Genomic DNA, 20,415 nt, shown 5'->3' with positions numbered 1-20,415 from the left:
GGCGTCAGCCCGCGATGCGCACGCCGAACTGGAACGTGCCCATGTAGTTCATCGACTCGTAGCGCACGTTCGCGCCCGGCTTGGGGGCGTGCAGGATCGTGTTGTTGCCCGCGTACAGGCCGACGTGCGAGAGGCCGTTGAAGAAGACCAGGTCGCCGGGCTTGAGCTGGCTGCGGCTGATCTTCACGCCGTCGTTCTGCTGCGTGTAGGTGACCCGGGAGAGGCCGACGCCCGCCTTGCCGTAGGCCCACTGGGTCAGACCCGAGCAGTCGAACGAGGAGGGGCCCTCGTGGCCGGAGGCGTACGGCATGCCGAGGCGGGTGTGGGCGGCGGCGAGGGCGGCGGCGCCGAAGCCGTTCGCGGGGACCTCGTTGCCGAGTTCGACGCGGTCGGTGGCGGCGCGGCTGGCGCGCTGCTCCTTCTGCCGCTCCTGCTCCTGCATCTTGGCCCGCTCGGCGGCCGTCAGGGTGTTCAGGAGCGTGCGGGCCTCGGCCAGCTTGCCCTGGAACTTCTTCTTCTTGGCGCCGAGGGTCTTGCGGACGTCCTCAAGGTCGGCCAGCTTCGTGCCGGCCTCGGCGCGCTGCTGCGCGAGGGTGCGCTGCTTGGCCTGGATCGAGGTGAGGACGTCGGCCTGCTGGGCGCTCAGCTGGTCGATCGCGGACGCCTTGTCGAGATAGGTGTCCGGGTCGGCGGAGAGGAAGAGCTGAAGGGCCGGGTCGATGCCGCCGGAGCGGTACTGGGCGCTGGCGACCGAACCGATCTGGTCACGCAGGGTGTTGAGTTCCTGCTGGCCCCGGGCCACCTTGTCCTGGAGGGCGCCGATCTCCTTCTGGAGGGTCGTGCGGCGCTCTTCGGCGAGGTTGTACTGCTCGGTGGCCTCTTCGGCCTCGTGGTTCAGGGCGTCGACCTTCGCCTTGACCTCGTCGATCTTGGGCTTGGGGGCTGCCTGGGCTCCGGACTGGGCGGAGAGGGCGACGGCGGCTGCGGCGGTCGCGGTGAGCACGGTCACGCGGGTGCGGCTCGGCTGCTTGGGTCGACGGTGGGACGCCACGAAGGCGATCTCCTTCTTCCTCAGAGCCGCCCAACCGGTCAGGGGCAGGCGGTTCCTCCGCTGCCACCCCGGATGGATGGTCGACCGCGCGAAGGTTCGAAGGCCGACCCTAGTGACCAAGTTGTGATCAGTTCAAATCCCACCGGCAAAAATATCGCTCTCGCCTGTTTTCTTTACACATATCGCACGGGCAGTGAGGGCAACTTGACGGTGCGCCACCCATAATCCGGGCATTACGCCCAGGAGTTGCGATGCGTCACGAGAGCCGCGAAAGCCGCTTCAACAACAAGGCGGACGCCACCGGACGCGCCCCCGCCTTCGCCACCCCGTCGGCCACCTCGCGATCGGTGGAGACCACCACGACCGGCCGGCCCCCCGGCTCCGCCCGTACCAGCTGACGGATCAGCTCGTCCGCCGTCACCCCCGGTTTGGAGAACAGCACCCGCACCCCGCGCGGCGGCGCGAGCAGCACCGGCGCCGCCAGCTCCGCCCCGTCGAAGACGCAGGTCACCTCGGCGCCCGAACGGGCCGCGAGCGCCGAGAGGCTGCCGAGCAGCCGCAGCCGCTGCTTCTCCAGCGGCATCGTCGGATAGCCGGTCTTGGTGACGTTGTAGCCGTCGACGACCAGATGGGCCTGAGGCAGCGCCAGCAGCTGGTCGAGCAGCGCCGGATCGGTCTCCGAGAGCGCCCGCGCCGCGATGTCCTTCGGGGACATCCGCCCCGGCTCCACCGCGTCCACCAGATCGGCCGGATGCAGCGAGACCGGCGGCAGCGCCAGCTCGCGCCGGAGCCCCTGCGCCGCGTCGAGGACCGTGTCGAGCAGCAGCCTCAGCCGCATGTCCTCCACCGAACGCCCCTCGCGGGCCGTCCTGCGGCTCGCCTCAAGGGCCGCCTCGACCTCGCCGAGCCGCGCCTTCAGCCGCCTGCTCTCGCTCTCGGCGGCCGACACCTGCGCCGCCGCCTCCGTCCGCGCCGCCTCGGTCTCCCCCCGCACCCGGCGCAGCGCGGCCTCGCCCCGCTTCACGTCGCTCTGGGCGCTGCGCAGCTTGCGATGCAGCGCCTCGGTCTCCTTGCGGGCAGCCTCCAGGTCGTGCCGGAGCTGCTCGGTCTCGGTGCGGATGCGCTCCCGGGCGGCGGCCAGTTCCTCGCGCAGCCGCTCCACCTCGCGCCGCCCGGCCTCGTCGGCCCGCTCGGCGTCGGCGCGCTGGGCCTCCTCGCCCGCGGCGGCCACCAGCTTGACCCAGCCCGGCGGGCGCAGCACATAGGCCGCCGCCGCGACGTCCACGGGGTCGGCGGCGGCGGGCGGGGTGCCGCTCTCCACGGGCCCGGCCAGTTCGGGATGGCCCTGCCGGAAGCGCTCGCCGATCCGCTGACGGAACAGCGGATCGCTCTCCAGCGCCGCCGCCATCGCGTTCCCGGCGAACTTGGCCCGCCGGCTCGCGGTGAAACGGGCGTACTGCCGCAGCGGCGCGGGCAGCTCGGCGACGGTCAGCCCGCCGAAGGCGTCGGCGACCAGCGCCACGACCTTGCGCCGTACGCCTTCCGGCAGCGGATGGTCGAGCGTCTCGGCAGCGTCACCTGCCGCGCCGGTCGGTTCTCCACCGCGCGCGGGCTGCTCCACGATCCGTCACCCCTATGTCGTCCGCGCCGTCCCTCAGGAAGCGGCGCCCGGCCTGTCCACCAGTTCGATCTGGTCCACCGCGTTGCACCAGCGGCAGCGGACCGACTCGATGGTCTCACTGACCACCTGCCGCTCCTCGACCGTGGGATCACCCGCGAGGTCCAGATGGACGAACTCGACGACCTTCGAGGAGCGCGTCACATCGAAACGGGTCAGATTGCCGCAGAGCGTGCAGCGCCAGCGGGTCTCGTCGGTCGGCGAGGGAACCGTCGTCATCGGTCCGTCCTTCTTCCTGTTGCGTGGGCCAGGTACGGGAGCCGCGGTGCGCCGTCGAACTGCGGTTGTACTGGCAGCAACCCTACGGCCTCGCCGCCACCCGACGGCACGGCGAGGCACTCTGTCCACTTCGGCCCCGGTACGCCATGATCTGTCCGTGACCGACTGGCGAGACAGGACCCTCGGCGCCTGGCAGGGCGTCCGGGGCGGACCCGCGGTGACGTACGGCCTGATCGCCGCCTGCTGTCTGCTCTTCGCCCTCAGTCCGGCGTCCGGACTCGACCCCGGTCACGGCACCGGGGAACAGCTCCTCGCGGCGCAGGGCCTGTACTTCCGCAGCTGGGGCGTGGTCCCCGCCGAACTCCTCGCCGGGGAGCCGCACGCCCTGCTCACCCCGCTCACCGCGCTCTTCGTCCACGGCAGCTGGCTCCATCTGCTGGGAAACATGCTCTTCCTGTACGTCTTCGGCGCGATGGCCGAAGAACGCATGGGCGCGGCCGGATTCGCCCTCTTCTATCTGGGCACCGGCTATCTCGCCCTGCTGGGGTACGCGGTGGCGCACGCCGGCAGCGAGCAGACCCTGGTGGGGGCGTCGGGGGCGATCTCCGGGGTGCTCGGGGCCTTCCTCTTCCTCTTTCCGCGTTCCCGGGTCACCAGCCTCTTCCCCTTCCTCTTCTTCCTGCCGCTGCGCTTCCCCGCCTGGATCGTGCTGATCTTCTGGTTCGTGCTCCAGTGGCTGGCCGCGCGGGCGGCGGGCGCGGGACCCGGCGTCGCCTATCTGGCCCACGTGGTGGGCTTCTCCGTCGGCTTCCTCTACGCCTGGGGGCGCTACCGGGGTGGGGATAGAGTGAAAGCCCAAACCGCGGCCACCGAGGGAGAAAGCCAGCCGTGATCACCGCGATCGTGCTCATCAAGACCAGCGTGGACCGCATCCCCGAGATCGCCGAGTCGATCGCCGGGCTCGACAGCGTCAGCGAGGTCTTCTCGGTGACCGGTACCTACGACCTCATCGCGATGGTCCGGGTCTCCCGCCACGACGACCTGGCGGACGTCATCCCCGGCAGCATCAGCAAGATCCCCGGCGTCGAGGCCACGGACACCCACGTCGCCTTCCGCACCTACTCCCAGCACGACCTGGAGGCGGCCTTCGCCATCGGTCTGGAGTCCTGAGACCCGGTACGCGGCATGACGAAGGGGGCCTCCCGGCGGGAGGCCCCCTTCACCCGTACGAGTGAGTGATCAGCCGCGGTCGGGGACGCAGCGGCCGTCCTCCGTGCGGTACTTCCACTGGGCCCCGTCCCGGACCAGCGCCTTCACCGCGCCCACGAACCGCTCCACGTGCTCGTCCGGCGTACCGGCGCCGAAGCTCACCCGGATGGCGTTCAGGGAGCGCTCGCCGGGAGCCGCGTCCGGGGCGCCGCACTCGCCCGGGTCCTGCGGGTCGCTGCCGAGCAGCGTGCGGACCAGCGGGTGGGCGCAGAACAGACCGTCGCGGACGCCGATGCCGTACTCGGCGGAGAGCGCGGCGGCGAAGTGGGAGCTGTTCCAGCCCGCCACGACGAAGGAGATGACGCCGACCCGGGGCGCGTCGTCGCCGAACAGCGAGAGCACCTTGACCTCGGGGACCTCGGCCAGACCCGCCCGGACCTTGGCGATCAGGTGCCGCTCGCGGGCGACGAGGGAGTCGAAGCCCGCCTCGGTGAGCGCCTTGCAGGCGGAGGCGATGGAGTAGACGCCGATGACGTTGGGGGAACCGGCCTCGTGCCGGGCGGCGGTGGTGTGCCACTCGACGTCCACGCCGCCGTCGGCGCGGCGGGCCACCGTGCGGGAGGCGCCGCCGCCCGCCAGGTAGGGCTCGGCCGCCTGGAGCCAGTCGGCGCGACCGGCGAGCACGCCGGAGCCGAAGGGCGCGTACAGCTTGTGGCCGGAGAAGGCGATCCAGTCCACGTCGAGGTCGCGCACGGAGACCGGGTGGTGGGGCGCGAGCTGGGCGGCGTCGAGGACGATCCGGGCGCCGTGCGCGTGGGCGGCGGCGGCCAGTTCCCGTACCGGCCACAGCTCGCCGGTGACGTTGGAGGCGCCGGTGACGCAGACCAGGGCGGGCCCGTAGGGGTCGCGGTCGGCGAGCGCCCGCTCCAGGGTCTCGACCGCCTGGGAGGGGGTGCGGGGGGCACTCAGATAGGTGACGCGGGCGTCGTTCCAGGGCAGCAGCGAGGCGTGGTGCTCGGTCTCGAAGACGAAGACCTCGCACTCCTCGGGGACGACCCTGGCCAGCAGGTTCAGCGAGTCGGTGGTGGAGCGGGTGAAGACGACCTGGTCGTCGGCGCGGCAGTCGAGGAACTCGGCGACGGTGGCGCGGCTGTTCTCGAAGAGGTCGGTGGAGAGCTGGGAGAGGTAGCCCGCGCCCCGGTGGACGCTGCCGTAGTAGGGGGCGTACGCGGCGACGTCGTCCCAGACGCGCTGGAGGGCCGGGGCGCTGGCCGCGTAGTCGAGCGCCGCGTAGGTCACCTCGCCGCCGGTGACGAGCGGGACGGTGACGTCCCGGCCGAGGACGGGCAGCGGGGCGGCGCAGCAGGGGTCGGCGGACTCGGCGGCGGTCTCGACGGTGGCGGCGGCGGTGGCGAGGGCGTCAGGGCGTGCGGACATGGCGATATCTCCCGGCGGGCGGTGCTGAATGGCTTCGGTGGTCCCGTACGCGGCCGGGTACGGCGGGGTACGGGTGGAGACCTCGGACGGCACGGGTGCGCGAAGGTACGCGGAAGAGACCCTGGTCCAAGGGTGAAGAAGGGGCGGACTCGCCCTATCGCATTCGCTTGCTCACGGAAAAAGCTCCTCGACAGACCAGGACCCCTGGTGTTCGAGGGGTCCGCGCTTGCCGTAGACCTCGCTGCCTACGGCCTGGTCATCACCCGGGGCACCCCGCCACGGACGGAGGGTTGCCGGACAGCAAGCCGGGGCCTAAACGCTGTCACTCGTGACCTGGGGAGCATCTTGCCACATGATCGACCACGCACACGACCCCGGTCCGCATGATGGACCGGGGTCGTGGAGTGAACGGCGAACGGCTCAGGCGTTGCTGACGGCCACCCAGCGCTCCAGGAGCCGTCGGGCGGCGCCGGAGTCGATGGCCTCGGCCGCCCGTTCCATCCCGCCCCTGATCTGCTCGGCGAGGCTGCCGCTGCCCGGGTCGAGCGCGGTCAGGGCGGCGGCGGAGTTGAGCAGCACCGCGTCCCGTACCGGCCCGGTCTCCCCCGCGAGCAGCCGACGGGCGACATCGGCGTTGTACGAGGCGTCCGCGCCGCGCAGCGCCTCCACGGGGACCAGGTCGACGCCGACGTCCCGGGGGTCGAAGGCCTCCTCGGTCACCCTTCCGTCCCGGACCACCCAGACCCGGGAGGTGGCGGTGGTGGTCAGCTCGTCGAGCCCGTCGTCGCCCCGGAAGACGAGGGCGGAGGAGCCGCGCTCGGCGAGCACCCCGGCCAGGATCGGCGCCATCCGGGCATCGGCCACGCCCGTGGCCTGTGCCTTGACCCGGGCGGGGTTGGTGAGCGGGCCCAGGAAGTTGAAGACGGTCCGTACGCCGAGCTGGCCGCGGGCGGTGGCGACATGGCGCAGGGACGGGTGGAACTTCACCGCGAAGCAGAAGGTGATCCCGGCTTCCTCGGCGACCTCGGCCACCCGCTTCGGCGTCAGCTCCAGATTGACGCCGAGCTTCTCCAGGACGTCGGAGGCGCCGGAGGCGGAGGAGGCCGCCCGGCTGCCGTGCTTGACGACCTTGGCGCCGGTCCCGGCGACGACGATCGCCGACATGGTGGAGATGTTGACCGTCTTGGCACCGTCACCGCCGGTGCCGACGATGTCCACGGACCGGCCGGGCACCTCGATCGTGCTGGCGTGCGCGTACATCGCGCGGACCAGACCGGTGATCTCCTCGACGGTCTCGCCCTTGGCCCGCAGCGCGACCGCGAACCCGGCGATCTGCGCGTCGGTGGCCTCGCCGCTCATGATGTTGTCCATGGCCCAGGCGGATTCCTCGGTGCTGAGGTCGCCTCCGGTCAGCAGGGTGTTCAGTACGGCCGGCCAGGAGCGGCCCGCCGACGTAGGTCCTCCAGCGGGGGTCGCAGCGCTCATGGCAGCTCCTGATGAGTACAAGACGGATACGGACCCACCCTATCCATCCCGGGGAACGGCAAAGAGCCCCGTCCAGCGAATGGACGGGGCTCCTGCCGTGGCGACCTGTTCGGTCAGGCGTTCAAGTGATCAGTGGTGGCCGTGGCCGCTCTGGATCTCCTTGTACTCCTCGGCCGTGGGCTTGGCGATCTGGCTGTCGTCGCCGTAGTAGCCCTTGTTGAGCTTGACCCGGAGCTTCTCGAAAGGCCCGGTCTTGCGCTCCACACCGTTCTCGTCGACGGCCGGCGGCAGCTCGGCGGCGGCGTACTGCTCGTGCGCCGTGAGGCGGTGCATCTCGCCCTGGCTGAGCGGCTCGTGGACCTCGACGAACTCACCGTGCGGCAGGCGCTTGATGATGCCGGACTCGCGCCCGTGCAGCACCTTGTCCTTGTCCCGGCGCTGGAGGCCGAGGCAGATCCGCTTGGTGGCGATGAACGCGAGCACCGGGCCCAGGAAGAAGAAGATCCGGACGAACCAGGTGATCGAGTTGATCGACAGGTGGAAGTGGGTCGCCCAGAGGTCGTTTCCACCACCCACGAGCATGACCATGTACGCGGTGAGCCAGGCGACACCGAAGGCGGTGCGCGTCGGAGCGTTGCGCGGGCGCTGCGCGATGTGGTGCTCGCGCTTGTCGCCGGTGATCCAGGACTCGATGAACGGGTAGACACCGATCGCCGCGAGGACCACGGGGAAGATCGCCAGCGGGATCATCACACCGAGGACCAGCGTGTGGCCCCACAGGTTGATCTCCCAGCCCGGCATGACACGGATCAGACCCTCGGCGAAGCCCATGTACCAGTCGGGCTGGGCGCCGGTGGACACCATGTCCGGCCGGTACGGGCCGATGGCCCAGATCGGGTTGATCGAGGCGACGGCCGCGATGATCGCGATGACACCGAAGACCAGGAAGAAGAAGCCTCCGGCCTTGGCCATGTAGACCGGCATCAGCGGCATGCCGACGACGTTCTTGTTCGTCCGGCCGGGACCGGCGAAGTGCGTGTGCTTGTGGACGAACACCAGGATGAGGTGGGCGACCACGAGGCCGAGCATGATGCCGGGCAGCAGCAGGACGTGGGCCGAGTAGAACCGGGCCACGAAGTCGCCGCCGGGGAACTCGCCGCCGAACAGGAACATCGACAGGTACGTACCGACGATCGGCACGGACAGGATCGCGCCCTGCATGAAGCGGACACCGGTGCCGGAGAGCAGGTCGTCCGGGAGCGAGTAACCGGTGAAACCGGTGAACATGCCCAGGAAGAACAGCAGGAAGCCGAACAGCCAGTTGATCTCACGCGGCTTGCGGAACGCGCCGGTGAAGAAGACGCGCATCATGTGCACGAACATGCCGGCCAGGAAGATCAGCGCGGCCCAGTGGTGGATCTGGCGGATCAGCAGACCACCGCGGACCTCGAAGGAGATCGTCATGGTCGAGTTGAACGCCTCGGACATCAGCTGTCCCTGGAGCGGGACGTACGGTCCGACGTACTCCACCTCGTTCATCGACGGGTGGAAGAACATCGTCAGATAGACGCCCGTCAGGATGATGATGAGGAAGCTGTAGAGGCAGATCTCGCCCAGCATGAAGGACCAGTGGTCCGGGAAGATCTTCCGCATGTTGGACTTGGCCAGGGTGTAGATCCCCAGGCGTCCATCGGCCCAGTCGGCCACCCGCTCACCGGCGGGCGCCTTCTTCGTCGTATCGGTCACGGTGCTCATCCGCGCTCCCAGAAGGCAGGGCCGACGGGCTCGTCGAAGTCGCCGAGCGCCTCAAGGAAGCCCTTGTCGTTCACACCGATCCGCAGCTGCGGAAGCGGGTGACCGGCCGGGCCGAAGATGACGCGGGCGCCGTCGGAGAGGTCGAAGGTGGACTGGTGGCACGGGCAGAGGACGTGGTGCGTCTGCTGCTCGTACAGGGAGATCGGGCAGCCCACGTGGGTGCAGATCTTCGAGAACGCGACGATCCCCTGGTGGGACCACTCCAGCTCGCGCTTGTCCTTGATGTCCTCCGGCTGGATCCGGACGATCATCAGGGCGGCCTTGGCGATCTCGGTCTGGAAGTGCTCGTCGTGCTCCGACAGGCCTTCCGGCATCGCGAAGGTCAGCGAGCCCACCGCGACGTCCTCGGGACGCAGCGGCTCGTGCGTGTTCATGTTGATGAGCTGAAGCCCCTTGGCCCACCGGGTGGTCCGGAGCTTCTTCTCGGGCAGCGGGCCCAGGTCGCGCAGCAGGACGACGCCGGAGAGCGGCACCAGGGCCAGCGCGCCGAACATCGTGTTGCGGATGAGCTTGCGGCGGCCCATGCCGGACTCGGCGGCACCGGCCGCGAAGTCCGCCATGACCTTGGCCTTGGTCTCGGCGTCGGCCTCCATCGGGTGCCGCTCGTCCGCGATCTCGACGTCGGACATCAGGGTGCGGGCCCAGTGGACCGCGCCCGCGCCGATGAAGAAGAGCGCGAGACCGAGGGTCCAGCCCAGCGAGAAGTTGAGCGCGGACACCCGGCCGAACGGCCAGATGTACACGATCTTGTCGACCGGGAAGATCACGTACGAGGCGATGAAGCCGATGGTGGCCAGCATCGACAGCGTGAACATGAAGGCGACCGCACGCTCGGAACGACGAGCGGCACGCTCGTCGATGTCCTGGATGCGCGGCTTGTGGGGCGGCAGCCCCGGGTCGGCGAACGGGTCGTCGGCGACCTTCACCGCGCCGTGCGCGGTGTCCTGCCCTGCCGGCAGTGTCTCTTCAGGAATCTCTTGGCTACTCATGACTTCTTGGCCTTAGCGGTGTGGGCCGCGACCCAGATGGCAACTGCGATCAGCGCGCCCAGTCCGAAGATCCAGGCGAACAGGCCCTCGCTGACGGGGCCGAGACCACCGAGCGAGAGACCGCCCGGACTGTCCGTCTTGTCACTGTTGACGGCCTGGACGTACGCGATGATGTCCTTCTTCTGCTGCTCCGGCATGGTCGCGTCCGGGAAGGAGGGCATGTTCTGCGGGCCGGTCTGCATGGCCTCGTAGAGGTGCTTCGGGCTCACGCCTTCGAGGTTCGGTGCGTACTTGCCGTGGGTCAGCGCGCCACCCTGGCCGGTGAAGTTGTGGCACTGGGCGCAGTTGTTGCGGAACAGCTCGCCACCCCGGGAGGAGTCGGCACCCGCGGGGTTGTACTGGCCCTCGGTCGGAGTGATCGGACCGGCGCCGAGAGAGGCGATGTACGCCGCGAGCTGATCGATCTCAGCCTGCGAGTAGATGACCTTCTTCTTCGGGACCTGGGCGCCCGGCTGCTGGGCCGGCATACGGCCCGTGCCGACCTGGAAGTCGACGGCCGCGGAGCCGACGCCGACGAGGGAGGGGCCGTCAGTGGTGCCCTGACCGCCGGTTCCGTGGCAGCTGGCGCAGCCGACGGAGTAGAGCTTCTTACCCTCCTCGATGGCGAGGGACTGGGCGGTCTCATCGGCCTTCGCGGTGCCCGCGGGCGCGAACGCGGCGTACAGCCCCCCAGTGGCCGCCAGCGCGAGAAGTAGGACGACGACCGCCGCCAGCGGATGGCGTCGTCGTGTGGAGAGCTTTTTCACGGATTACCCCGGTGTCAGGATCTTCTGCGTCGATGCTTGCTGGATGTCTCGGTCCGCCGGGTCGGCGGGACCGATTACTTGATCATGTAGATCGTGGCGAAGAGGCCGATCCAGACGACATCGACGAAGTGCCAGTAGTAGGACACGACGATGGCGGCGGTTGCCTGCTCGTGAGTGAACCTCTTGGCGGCGTACGTCCGGCCCAGGACCAGCAGGAAGGCGATGAGTCCGCCCGTCACATGCAGTCCGTGGAAGCCGGTGGTCAGGTAGAACACCGAGCCGTACGGGTCGGACGAGAGCGAGAGGCCCTCGTGCTTGACCAACTCGGTGTACTCGAAGACCTGGCCGCCAATGAAGATCGAACCCATCACGAACGTGATGATGAACCACGTCCGGAGCTTCTTCACGTCACCCCGCTCGGCGGCGAAGACGCCGAGCTGGCAGGTGAGAGAGGAGAGCACCAGGACCGTGGTGTTGGTCGCCGAGAACGGGAAGTTCAAGGCCGAAGCCTTTTCTGCCCAGAACTCGGCACCCGTCACCGATCGCAGGGTGAAGTACATCGCGAAGAGGGCCGCGAAGAACATCAGCTCGGAGCTCAACCAGATGATGGTTCCGACGCTGGTGAGGTTCGGTCGATTGACCGACGGGTGCGCGTGCCCTGTTTCTACTGTCGTTACTGTCGCCACGACCGACATTATGTCGGTCGCTTATCCCGCCCTCACTCCGGGGGGTGCCGTTCGGAGTGTCAGAGGGGTGTGTCCTGCCCGAACGGCCCAGTCCGAGGGCCCTCCGGCACCCTTCGAACGGGTGCGGAACGGGTGTTGACGGAGAGTGGAGCGGAGTAGCATCCCGCGCATCGGTCGACGACGACCGCCCGCCTTCCCAGCCGGAGGAACGATGCAGTCGAGTGCCACGGTCCTGGTCTACAGCGACGACGCGAACACCCGCGAGCAGGTACGGCTGGCGGCCGGGCGCAGGCCCGCCTCCGACGTGCCTCCGGTGCGGTTCGTGGAGTGCGCGACGCTGCCGGCGGTCCTGAAGCGCCTGGACGAGGGCGGGATCGACGTGTGCGTCCTGGACGGCGAGGCGGCGCCCGCCGGAGGCATGGGCGTCTGCCGGCAGATCAAGGACGAGGTGTACCGGTGCCCGCCGGTGCTGCTGCTCATCGGGCGCCCGCAGGACGCCTGGCTGGCCACCTGGAGCCGCGCGGACGCCGCGATCACCCTTCCGGTGGAACCGGTGGAGTTCGCGGCGTCGCTGGCGGCCCTGCTGCGCGCACGGCTCTCGATCGACGCGTAGGCCGGGCGCGCCGGGCCGGGAATCCCGTGGGACGGCACGCGCCGACGCGAGTCGACGCGTGCCGTCGGGCTGTCCGGGCCTCCGGGCCGTCCGGGTCAGAGGGAGGGCCGCAGACGGGCCTTCTGGGCGGCGGGGACGGGCTCGCCGGTGGGTTCCACCAGGGAGCTGCCCTTGCGCCAGTCGGCCCAGGGCATGTTCCAGTCGCCGAAGCCGTTGCCGAAGGTGTCCATGGTGTCGCCGTAGCTGTTGACGGTCCTCACGATGTCGCCGGGGCGCACGGTCTCGTAGAACCAGGCCGCGTTCCCCGTCGACATGCCGATGCAGCCGTGGCTGACGTTCTCCATGCCCTGGGAGCCGACGGACCAGGGGGCGGCGTGGACGTACTCGCCGCTCCAAGTCACCCGGGTGGCGTAGTAGACGGGCAGGTCGTACGAGTCGGAGCTGCCCTCGGAGATGCCGATGCTGGCGCCGCGCATCCGGACGAAGTACTCCTTGCCGAGGACCACTTTGATCCCGTTTCGGGTGGAGTATCCCGATTTCCCGGTGGTCACCGGAATGGTGTTGATCACTTCTCCGTTGCGCTCCACGGTCATGGAGTGCGCCTCGGCGTCCGCGACGGCCTCGATCCGGTCGCCGATGGTGAGCTTGAGCGGTGTGGAGGCGCCGCCGTAGAGCTTGTCGCCGACCTTGAGCCCGTCCAGGTTGCCCGTGACCGTGACCTGCGTCCCGGCGGGCCAGTACTCCTTGGGGCGGAAGTGCAGCTTCTTGTCGTCCACCCAGTACCAGGCACCCTCGACGGAGGGGGTGGAGCGGACTCTGAGGGCCCGTTCGACGACCGTGCGGTCCTTGCGGTCCTTGACGGGGAGGCTGAGGTCGGCGGTGATCGGCTGCCCGACGCCGTAGGTGCCCTCCTCCGGGCCGAACTCGACGGTGAGGGCCCGTTTGGCCGGAGCCGTCTCGAACGTGAACGTACGGGCGCCTGGAGCGCCGTCCTCGTCTTCGGTGGCCACCCGGACGGTGTAGCGGGCGCCCGCGGCGAGGGACGCCGTGGAGCGCCAGCGCTTCCCGTCGGCGGTGAGTTCGCCCGCCAGATGGTGGCCCGAGGCGTCGACGGCGGTGACGTCGGCGATCCGTCCGTCCTCGCCCTTGGCGGTGACCTCCAGAGGCTTCTCGGGGTCCGCCTTGGCGCCCTTGGCGGGTGCGTTGACCGCGAGCTGCGCGGCCGCGTCGTAGGCCCGTCCCGACAGCGGGTGGGCGTCGGAACCCGCACACGCCGTGGCGCCCGCGGTGACGGTGAAGGCCAGCAGGGTGCAGCTCACGGCGGTCCTGATGCGCGGCGTGTCGTTCATGAGTTCACCGTAAGAACAAACCGCCGAGGCAGCGCGCCCGACTACGGCGAAAGAGGGACCCGGCCGCTTCGGTGACGAAGCGTCCGGGCCCCTCCGTGTGCTCCGGTGTGGAGCGGGGTACCGCTACTGGTTCTGGTTCTCGCCGCGGTAGAACTCGAAGACCCAGCCGAACAGGCCGACGAGGATCAGCGGGGCGGAGAAGTACAGCAGCCACCAGCCCATCGCGATCGCGAGGAAGGCCAGGGCACCACCGGTGGCCAGCGACAGCGGCTGCCAGCTGTGCGGAGCGAAGAAGCCCACCTCGCCGGCCTCGTCCGCGACGTCGGCCTCCTTGTCGTCCTGGGCCAGCGCGTCGACGCGCCGGGCCGTGAACGAAAGGTAGAAGCCGATCATGATGGCCAGGCCGAACGCCAGGAACAGCGCCGTCGCACCGACCGGCTCCTTCGCCCACACGCCGTACAGGATCGCGACGGCGAGGATGAAGACGCTCAGCCAGATGAACATCTTGCCCTGGATCTTCACTTGCCGGCCTCCTTGCCGCCCGTGAGGGCTTCGGCCTCGTGCGGCTTGTTCTCAAGCTGGTCGACGGCCGCGATCTCAGGGTGGTGCAGGTCGAACGCCGGGGATTCCGAACGGATCCGGGGCAGGGTGAGGAAGTTGTGCCGCGGCGGCGGGCAGGACGTCGCCCACTCAAGCGAACGGCCGTAGCCCCACGGGTCGTCGACCTCGATCTTCTTGCCGTACTTGGCGGTCTTCCAGACGTTGTAGAAGAACGGCAGGATCGACAGACCGAGCAGGAAGGAGGAGATCGTCGAGATCGTGTTCAGGGCGGTGAAGCCGTCGGCGTCCAGGTAGTCCGCGTAACGACGCGGCATGCCCTCGGCACCCAGCCAGTGCTGCACCAGGAAGGTGCCGTGGAAGCCCACGAACAGCGTCCAGAACGTGATCTTGCCGAGGCGCTCGTCCAGCATCTTGCCGGTGAACTTCGGCCACCAGAAGTGGAAGCCGGAGAACATCGCGAAGACGACCGTACCGAAGATCACGTAGTGGAAGTGCGCCACGACGAAGTACGAGTCGGAGACGTGGAAGTCCATCGGGGGCGAGGCCAGGATGACGCCGGTCAGACCACCGAAGGTGAAGGTGATCAGGAAGCCGACGGCCCAGAGCATCGGTGTCTCGAAGGACAGTGAGCCCTTCCACATCGTTCCGATCCAGTTGAAGAACTTCACGCCTGTCGGTACGGCGATGAGGAACGTCATGAAGGAGAAGAACGGCAGGAGCACGCCGCCGGTGACGTACATGTGGTGGGCCCACACGGTCACGGACAGACCGGCGATCGCGATGGTCGCGGCCACCAGACCGATGTAGCCGAACATCGGCTTGCGGCTGAAGACCGGGATGACCTCGGAGATGATGCCGAAGAAGGGCAAGGCGATGATGTACACCTCTGGGTGTCCGAAGAACCAGAAGAGGTGTTGCCACAGCAAGGCGCCGCCGTTGGCCGCGTCGAAGACATGGGCACCGAACTTGCGATCCGCCTCCAGGGCGAACAGCGCCGCCGCCAGCACGGGGAAGGCGAGCAGGACCAGGACACCGGTCAGCAGCACGTTCCAGGTGAAGATCGGCATGCGGAACATCGTCATGCCCGGAGCACGCATGCAGATGATCGTGGTGATGAAGTTGACCGAACCGAGGATCGTGCCGAAGCCTGAGAAGGCCAGACCCATGATCCACATGTCGGCGCCGACGCCCGGCGAGCGGACCGCGTCCGACAGCGGGGAGTAGGCGAACCAGCCGAAGTCGGCCGCACCCTGCGGGGTGAGGAAGCCGGCCACCGCGATGATCGAGCCGAACAGGTAGAGCCAGTAGGCGAACATGTTCAGCCGCGGGAACGCCACGTCGGGCGCGCCGATCTGAAGCGGCATGATCCAGTTCGCGAAACCGGCGAACAGCGGCGTCGCGAACATCAGCAGCATGATCGTGCCGTGCATCGTGAACGCCTGGTTGAACTGCTCGTTCGACATGATCTGCGTACCCGGACGGGCCAGCTCGGCGCGCATGAAGAGCGCCATGAGTCCGCCGATGCAGAAGAAGACGAACGACGTGACCAGGTAGAGCGTGCCGATCGTCTTGTGGTCGGTGGTGGTCAGCCACTTGATCACGACGTTGCCGGGCTGCTTGCGCCGTACGGGCAGCTCGTTCTCGTACGAGTCCTCAGCTGCGGCGGCACCCTGGGTTTCGTTGTGGATGCTCACAGTTGGTTCTTCTCCGCATTCCTGGCCGGGTCCGTCTGCTCGATGCCAGACGGGATGTAGCCGGTCTGCCCCTTCTCGGCCAGCTCCTTCAGGTGCTGCTGGTAGCGCTCCGGAGAGACCACCTTGACGTTGAAGAGCATCCGGGAGTGGTCGACACCGCACAGCTCGGCGCACTTGCCGAGGAAGGTGCCTTCCCGCGTCGGGGTCACCTCGAAGGAGTTGGTGTGACCCGGGATGACGTCCTGCTTCATCAGGAAGGGAACGACCCAGAAGGAGTGGATGACGTCACGCGAGGTCAGGACGAACCGGACCTTCTCGCCCTTGGGCAGCCACAGGGTCGGACCCGGGTTGCCGGTCTGGGGGTTGCGGTCGCCGGGGATGCCGGCGTCGTAGACACCGCCCGCGTTCGCCGGGAAGTCCGCGAGGAACTTGTCCGGGATCGAGGCGAGGTTCTTGTCCGTCTTGGCGTCACCCTTCACACCGGGCACGTCCTCGACGTAGTTGAAGCCCCAGCTCCACTGGTAGCCGACCACGTTGATGGTGTGGGCAGGCTTGGGGGAGAGCTCAAGGAGCTTCGACTCGTCGCGTGCGGTGAAGTAGAAGAGCACCGAGACGATGATCAGCGGAGTGACCGTGTACAGCGCCTCGATGGGCATGTTGTAACGGGTCTGCGGAGGTACCTCGACCTTGGTCCGGCTGCGCCGGTGGAAGATGGTGGCCCAGAGGATCAGGCCCCATACCAGGACGCCCGTGATGAGGGCGGCGGCCCAGGAGCCCTGCCACAGGGAGAGGATCCGAGGCGCCTCTTCCGTGACGGGGGTGGGCATGCCAAGGCGGGGGAAGTCTTCCCAGTTGTACGAGCAGCCTGTGGCTGTCGCCAGGATCAGGCCCGCAGTCAGCACCTGCGGCAGCTTCCGCCGCATCGGGCGCCGCGACGAGCGGTCGGAGCCGTTGGGACTCACGTAGCGCCTTCCCGAGAGTCTCGGCCCGCAGTGGTCGGCCACGGCCGTCCGTCTCGCTGGTCGGTCGCCGCCCCGGCCGCGGGCAGGGGTTTGGATGTTTATGCGGACCAAACCCTACTGGACGCTATTTGGGGTCGCGCGGGGAGGGTGCCCAACGCGCCGTCCGAGCCCCCGAAGGGGTGGACTCCGGCGTTCCGCCGGGGGTCCGAAGACACCCGTTCGGGGGTCTCACGGCGTGCCGCGCGCCCCTTCTGACGAGGGCTCACCCCGGCCGGGCGGTCCCGTACGGACCCCCGGGGCGCCCGGTCGGACACCCGTCCGGTCCAGGCCCTACCGTGGGCGGATGCCGTACTTCGACGCCGCGTCCGCCGCCCCGCTGCACCCCGTCGCCCGCCAGGCACTGCTCGCCTCCCTGGACGAGGGCTGGGCCGACCCCGCCCGGCTCTACCGGGAGGGGCGGCGGGCCCGGCTGCTCCTGGACGCGGCGCGGGAGGCCGCGGCGGAGGCGGTGGGCTGTCGTCCGGACGAGCTGTCTTTCACTCCTTCGGGGACACGTGCGGTGCACGCCGGGGTCGCCGGGGCCCTGGCGGGGCGCCGCCGGGCCGGGAACCGGCTCGTGGTCTCCTCGGTCGAGCACTCCTCCGTCCTGCACGCGGCCGAGGCGCACGCGGCGGCGGGCGGCACCGTGACCGAGGTGCCGGTGGGCCGGACGGGCGCGGTGGACGCGGCGGGGTTCGCGGCGGCGCTCGACGCCGGGACGGCCCTGGCCTGTCTCCAGTCGGCCAATCACGAGGTGGGCACCGAGCAGCCGGTGGCCGAGGTGGCCGGGGCCTGCCGGGCGGCGGGTGTGCCGCTCCTGGTGGACGCGGCCCAGTCGCTCGGCTGGGGGCCGGTGGCGGAGGGCTGGTCGCTGCTCGCGGCGAGCGCGCACAAGTGGGGCGGTCCGGCGGGGGTGGGGCTGCTCGCCGTCCGCAAGGGCGTCAGGTTCGCGCCGCAAGGTCCCTCGGACGAGCGGGAGTCGGGCCGGGCGCCCGGCTTCGAGAACCTGCCGGCGATCGTGGCTGCGGCGGCCTCGCTGCGGGCGGTACGGGCGGAGGCGGCGGCCGAGGGGGCGCGGCTGCGGGCCCTGGTGGACCGGATCAGGGCGCGGGTGCCGGAGCTGGTGCCGGAGGTGGAGGTGGTGGGCGACCCGGTGCTGCGGCTCCCCCATCTGGTGACGTTCTCCTGTCTCTATGTCGACGGGGAGACCCTGCTGCACGAGCTGGACCGGGAGGGTTTCTCCGTTTCGTCCGGTTCTTCGTGTACGAGTTCGACGCTGACCCCCAGCCATGTGCTGCGCGCGATGGGGGTGCTGAGCGAGGGGAACGTCCGGGTGTCGCTGCCCGCCGGCACGGCGGCCGAGGACGTGGACCGCTTCCTGGAGGTGCTGCCGGGGGTGGTGGCGGGCGTACGGGAACGGCTGGGCGCCCCGGTCGCCCCGGCTGCGGCCCCTTCGGACAACGCGGGCCCGCTCGTGGTGGACGCGCTGGGCAAGCGCTGCCCCGTCCCGGTGATCGAGCTGGCGAAGGTGATCGGCGACGTCCCGCCCGGGGCCACGGTGACGGTCCTCGCGGACGACGCGGCGGCCCGGCTCGACATCCCGGCCTGGTGCGAGATGCGCGGCCAGGAGTACGTGGGCGAGGAGCCCTCGGAGCGGGGCGGGGTGGCGTACGTGGTGCGGCGGGTGGGGTAGGCGGGGGTTTACGGGCCGGGGCCGGGGCCTTACGGGCCAGGGCCGGGGCCCGGAGCGTCCTGCGGGCCGGGCCCGGGGGTGCGGCCCTGCGGGCCGGGCTTCCGGTGGGGCGGCGGGCCTCGGCGGGCCGGAAGGCGCGAGGGCCCCGGAGGCGGTGGTGCGCGCCTCCGGGGCCCTCGGGCCTCGTCCGGTCAGGACAGGTGGGTGCGGACCTCGGCGGCGGCGTCCTCGCCGTACTCCTTGGTGAAGCGCTCCATGAAGTTGGCGCGGCCCAGGGTGTACTCCTGGGTGCCGAGGGTCTCGATGACCAGGGTGGCCAGCATGCAGCCGAGCTGGGCGGCGCGCTCCAGGCCGACGCCCCAGGACAGACCGGTGAGGAAACCGGCGCGGAAGGCGTCGCCGACGCCGGTCGGGTCGACCTTGGCGTTCTCCTCGGGGCAGCCGACCTCGATCGGGTCCTCGCCGACGCGCTCGATGCGCACTCCGCGCGAGCCGAGGGTGGTGACCCGGTGGCCGACGCGGGAGAGGATCTCGCTCTCGGTCCAACCGGTCTTCGACTCGATGAGGCCCTTCTCGTACTCGTTGGAGAAGAGGTAGGTGGCGCCGTCGAGGAGGGTGCGGATCTCCTCGCCGTCCATCCGGGCGATCTGCTGCGAGAAGTCGGCGGCGAAGGGGATCCCCCGCGTCTTGCACTCCTCCGTGTGGCGGAGCATGGCCTCGGGGTCGTCGGCGCCGATCAGGACCAGGTCAAGACCGCCGACGCGGTCGGCGACGGCCTTGAGCTCGATCAGCCGGGCCTCGCTCATGGCTCCGGTGTAGAAGGAGCCGATCTGGTTGTGGTCCTGGTCCGTGGTGCACACGAAGCGGGCGGTGTGCAGGACCTCGGAGATGCGCACCGAGCCGGTGTCGACGCCGTGCCGGTCGAGCCAGGCGCGGTACTCGTCGAAGTCGGAGCCTGCCGCGCCGACCAGGATCGGGGTGCCGCCCAGCTGGCCCATGCCGAAGCAGATGTTGGGGCCGACGCCGCCGCGGCGCACGTCCAGGTTGTCGACGAGGAAGGAGAGGGACACCGTGTGGAGCTGGTCGGCCACCAGTTGGTCGGCGAACCGGCCGGGGAAGGTCATGAGGTGGTCGGTGGCGATGGAGCCGGTGACTGCGATACGCACGGCGAGTGCTCCTGCGGGATATGGGTAGGGACAGTTCACGCTACCCGTTGGGACAGCCCCTGCCGAACAGTGGAAACTACCCCAGAGTAGGCCTTTTCCCCAGGGGCGTGAGGTGCGTACGGTGCGCCCATGACCACGTACCCCGCTCCGCGTGAGCGACACGAGTCCGAGTTCAGCCTCGCCGAGCTGCGCGGCGCCGGGGCACGGATGGCTCCGCACTGGGTCTCTCCGGTCTCCCCGGCGCCCGCGCCGGTCTCCCCCGCCGCGATCCACGGGGTCGTGGTTCCGGCGGCCTCGGCCCGCCTGATCGCGGCCACCGCCGAGTACGGCTCCTGACGAGCGGAACCGCCGGCCGCCCCGTACCGTCCCATCGGCATCCGATCGAGACGAGGGAGTCGCGGTGAGCGGTACGGAGAACGTGCGGAGGCGGCGGGGCGCGCTGGCCGCCTCGGTGGCGGCGGGCGTCCTGCTCGCCGGTGGCGGCGGGGTCTGTCTGGCGGCGGCCGCCGGTGACGTCGTGGCGGACCGGGCGACGGAGTCCCCGGCACCCCGTGCGGCGGGCGGTACCGTCTCCGCGGCGCCGGGCGGGCCCGGGATCGCGCCGGGTGAGCCCGACCCCGGCGGCGGTCCCGGCGGAACCGTCTACACAGCCAAGGGCCCACTCCCCCAAGGGCCCTCCTCGGCCGCGGTCCACCGGCCCGAGGGCCTGGTCACCTCGGCGGAGGTGACCAGGCTGGCCGCGGCGCTCGGTCTTTCCGGGAGCCCGGTCCTGGTGGAGGACGTCTGGACGATCAGGCCCGCGAAGGACGGCGCCGGAGCGCGGCTCGACGTGGCCCGGAAGGCGCCGGGGAGCTGGTCGTACGCCTGGTACGACGGCGGGCCGCTGGGCGATGCCTGTCTGGACGGACCGGCCTGCCCGCCGCCGGGCGAGCCCAAGCCGGGGCGGGGCGGGACGCCGCCGAG

The 20,415-nt window shown here is 70.0% G+C and carries 19 protein-coding genes, 1 pseudogene and 1 riboswitch; of the genes and pseudogenes, 6 read left to right on the top strand and 14 right to left on the bottom strand.

Features of this window, described 5'->3' with window-relative positions:
• Nucleotides 1–4: 4 nt before the first annotated feature.
• The 3 genes from BU197_RS08495 to BU197_RS08485 form a co-directional block, all read right to left on the bottom strand.
• The gene (locus BU197_RS08495; protein WP_188267614.1) at nucleotides 5–1,051 is read right to left on the bottom strand and encodes an NlpC/P60 family protein; all 1,047 of its coding nucleotides are present in this window, start codon (nucleotides 1,049–1,051) and stop codon (nucleotides 5–7) included.
• 256 nt (nucleotides 1,052–1,307) lie between these two features.
• Nucleotides 1,308–2,672, bottom strand: coding sequence for an NYN domain-containing protein (locus tag BU197_RS08490; protein ID WP_188267613.1), 1,365 nt, complete (start codon nucleotides 2,670–2,672; stop codon nucleotides 1,308–1,310).
• Nucleotides 2,673–2,705: 33 nt separating this feature from the next.
• On the bottom strand, nucleotides 2,706–2,948 hold the full coding sequence (locus BU197_RS08485) for a hypothetical protein (RefSeq protein WP_188267612.1): 243 nt from the start codon (nucleotides 2,946–2,948) through the stop codon (nucleotides 2,706–2,708).
• A 157-nt stretch (nucleotides 2,949–3,105) separates the two neighbouring features.
• Between BU197_RS08485 and BU197_RS08480 the strand changes: the two genes are divergently transcribed.
• Together BU197_RS08480 and BU197_RS08475 are read left to right on the top strand one after the other, a co-directional pair.
• Nucleotides 3,106–3,840 carry a rhomboid family intramembrane serine protease gene (locus BU197_RS08480; RefSeq protein ID WP_317452277.1) on the top strand — a complete coding sequence of 245 codons (735 nt, stop codon included), beginning with the start codon at nucleotides 3,106–3,108 and terminating at the stop codon, nucleotides 3,838–3,840.
• Nucleotides 3,837–4,118 (top strand): Lrp/AsnC family transcriptional regulator, encoded by a 282-nt coding sequence (locus tag BU197_RS08475; protein ID WP_188267611.1) that lies wholly within the window; start codon nucleotides 3,837–3,839, stop codon nucleotides 4,116–4,118. The genes BU197_RS08480 and BU197_RS08475 overlap by 4 nt, the downstream gene beginning before the upstream one ends.
• A gap of 69 nt (nucleotides 4,119–4,187) precedes the next feature.
• On the opposite strand, the gene BU197_RS08470 is transcribed toward BU197_RS08475, so the two are convergent.
• From BU197_RS08470 to BU197_RS08445, 6 genes are all read right to left on the bottom strand, one after another.
• Nucleotides 4,188–5,594: an aminotransferase class V-fold PLP-dependent enzyme gene (locus tag BU197_RS08470; RefSeq protein ID WP_223183695.1), complete on the bottom strand. Its 1,407-nt coding sequence runs from the start codon at nucleotides 5,592–5,594 to the stop codon at nucleotides 4,188–4,190.
• Nucleotides 5,595–5,811: 217 nt separating this feature from the next.
• A riboswitch (SAM riboswitch) is annotated at nucleotides 5,812–5,928 on the bottom strand.
• A gap of 86 nt (nucleotides 5,929–6,014) precedes the next feature.
• Nucleotides 6,015–7,079: an anthranilate phosphoribosyltransferase gene (gene trpD, locus BU197_RS08465; RefSeq protein ID WP_188267610.1), complete on the bottom strand. Its 1,065-nt coding sequence runs from the start codon at nucleotides 7,077–7,079 to the stop codon at nucleotides 6,015–6,017.
• A gap of 129 nt (nucleotides 7,080–7,208) precedes the next feature.
• Entirely contained in the window at nucleotides 7,209–8,834 is a 1,626-nt protein-coding gene (locus BU197_RS08460) for a cytochrome b (protein WP_188267609.1), read from the bottom strand.
• Nucleotides 8,831–9,883, bottom strand: a complete 1,053-nt coding sequence (locus BU197_RS08455; protein ID WP_188267608.1) for a ubiquinol-cytochrome c reductase iron-sulfur subunit — start codon at nucleotides 9,881–9,883, stop codon at nucleotides 8,831–8,833. The genes BU197_RS08460 and BU197_RS08455 overlap by 4 nt, the downstream gene beginning before the upstream one ends.
• A complete protein-coding gene (locus tag BU197_RS08450) occupies nucleotides 9,880–10,689 on the bottom strand; it encodes a c-type cytochrome (RefSeq protein ID WP_188267607.1) in 810 nt (269 codons plus the stop codon). The genes BU197_RS08455 and BU197_RS08450 overlap by 4 nt, the downstream gene beginning before the upstream one ends.
• 74 nt (nucleotides 10,690–10,763) lie before the next feature.
• A complete protein-coding gene (locus BU197_RS08445; RefSeq protein WP_188267606.1) occupies nucleotides 10,764–11,384 on the bottom strand; it encodes a heme-copper oxidase subunit III in 621 nt (206 codons plus the stop codon).
• Nucleotides 11,385–11,586: 202 nt separating this feature from the next.
• On the opposite strand from BU197_RS08445, the gene BU197_RS08440 reads away from it, so the two are divergent.
• Nucleotides 11,587–11,988: a hypothetical protein gene (locus tag BU197_RS08440; protein ID WP_188267605.1), complete on the top strand. Its 402-nt coding sequence runs from the start codon at nucleotides 11,587–11,589 to the stop codon at nucleotides 11,986–11,988.
• Between the two features lie 95 nt (nucleotides 11,989–12,083).
• Here BU197_RS08440 and BU197_RS08435 read toward each other — a convergent pair whose 3' ends face one another.
• The 4 genes from BU197_RS08435 to coxB form a co-directional block, all read right to left on the bottom strand.
• A complete protein-coding gene (locus BU197_RS08435; RefSeq protein WP_188267604.1) occupies nucleotides 12,084–13,337 on the bottom strand; it encodes an Ig-like domain-containing protein in 1,254 nt (417 codons plus the stop codon).
• A 123-nt stretch (nucleotides 13,338–13,460) separates the two neighbouring features.
• Nucleotides 13,461–13,859 (bottom strand): cytochrome c oxidase subunit 4, encoded by a 399-nt coding sequence (locus tag BU197_RS08430; RefSeq protein WP_188267603.1) that lies wholly within the window; start codon nucleotides 13,857–13,859, stop codon nucleotides 13,461–13,463.
• Nucleotides 13,856–15,592 (bottom strand): cytochrome c oxidase subunit I, encoded by a 1,737-nt coding sequence (gene ctaD / locus BU197_RS08425; RefSeq protein WP_188267602.1) that lies wholly within the window; start codon nucleotides 15,590–15,592, stop codon nucleotides 13,856–13,858. The genes BU197_RS08430 and ctaD overlap by 4 nt, the downstream gene beginning before the upstream one ends.
• Nucleotides 15,589–16,554 (bottom strand): cytochrome c oxidase subunit II, encoded by a 966-nt coding sequence (gene coxB, locus BU197_RS08420; RefSeq protein WP_188267601.1) that lies wholly within the window; start codon nucleotides 16,552–16,554, stop codon nucleotides 15,589–15,591. The genes ctaD and coxB overlap by 4 nt, the downstream gene beginning before the upstream one ends.
• 343 nt (nucleotides 16,555–16,897) lie before the next feature.
• Here coxB and BU197_RS08415 point away from each other — a divergent pair, with 343 nt between their 5' ends.
• Nucleotides 16,898–18,286: a cysteine desulfurase/sulfurtransferase TusA family protein gene (locus BU197_RS08415; protein WP_188267600.1), complete on the top strand. Its 1,389-nt coding sequence runs from the start codon at nucleotides 16,898–16,900 to the stop codon at nucleotides 18,284–18,286.
• A gap of 191 nt (nucleotides 18,287–18,477) precedes the next feature.
• Here BU197_RS08415 and BU197_RS08410 read toward each other — a convergent pair whose 3' ends face one another.
• Complete coding sequence (locus BU197_RS08410) at nucleotides 18,478–19,452, bottom strand: carbohydrate kinase family protein (protein ID WP_188267599.1); 975 nt, start codon at nucleotides 19,450–19,452, stop codon at nucleotides 18,478–18,480.
• Between the two features lie 129 nt (nucleotides 19,453–19,581).
• Here BU197_RS08410 and BU197_RS08405 point away from each other — a divergent pair, with 129 nt between their 5' ends.
• Nucleotides 19,582–19,788: a hypothetical protein gene (locus tag BU197_RS08405; protein WP_188267598.1), complete on the top strand. Its 207-nt coding sequence runs from the start codon at nucleotides 19,582–19,584 to the stop codon at nucleotides 19,786–19,788.
• A gap of 64 nt (nucleotides 19,789–19,852) precedes the next feature.
• A pseudogene (locus BU197_RS08400) lies at nucleotides 19,853–20,415 on the top strand (hypothetical protein); the annotation flags it as partial.

The organism is Streptomyces sp. CBMA291, assembly GCF_014596525.1.
In the GTDB taxonomy this organism is placed as follows: Bacteria; Actinomycetota; Actinomycetes; order Streptomycetales; family Streptomycetaceae; genus Streptomyces.
This window is presented reverse-complemented; position numbering and strand designations above follow the sequence as displayed.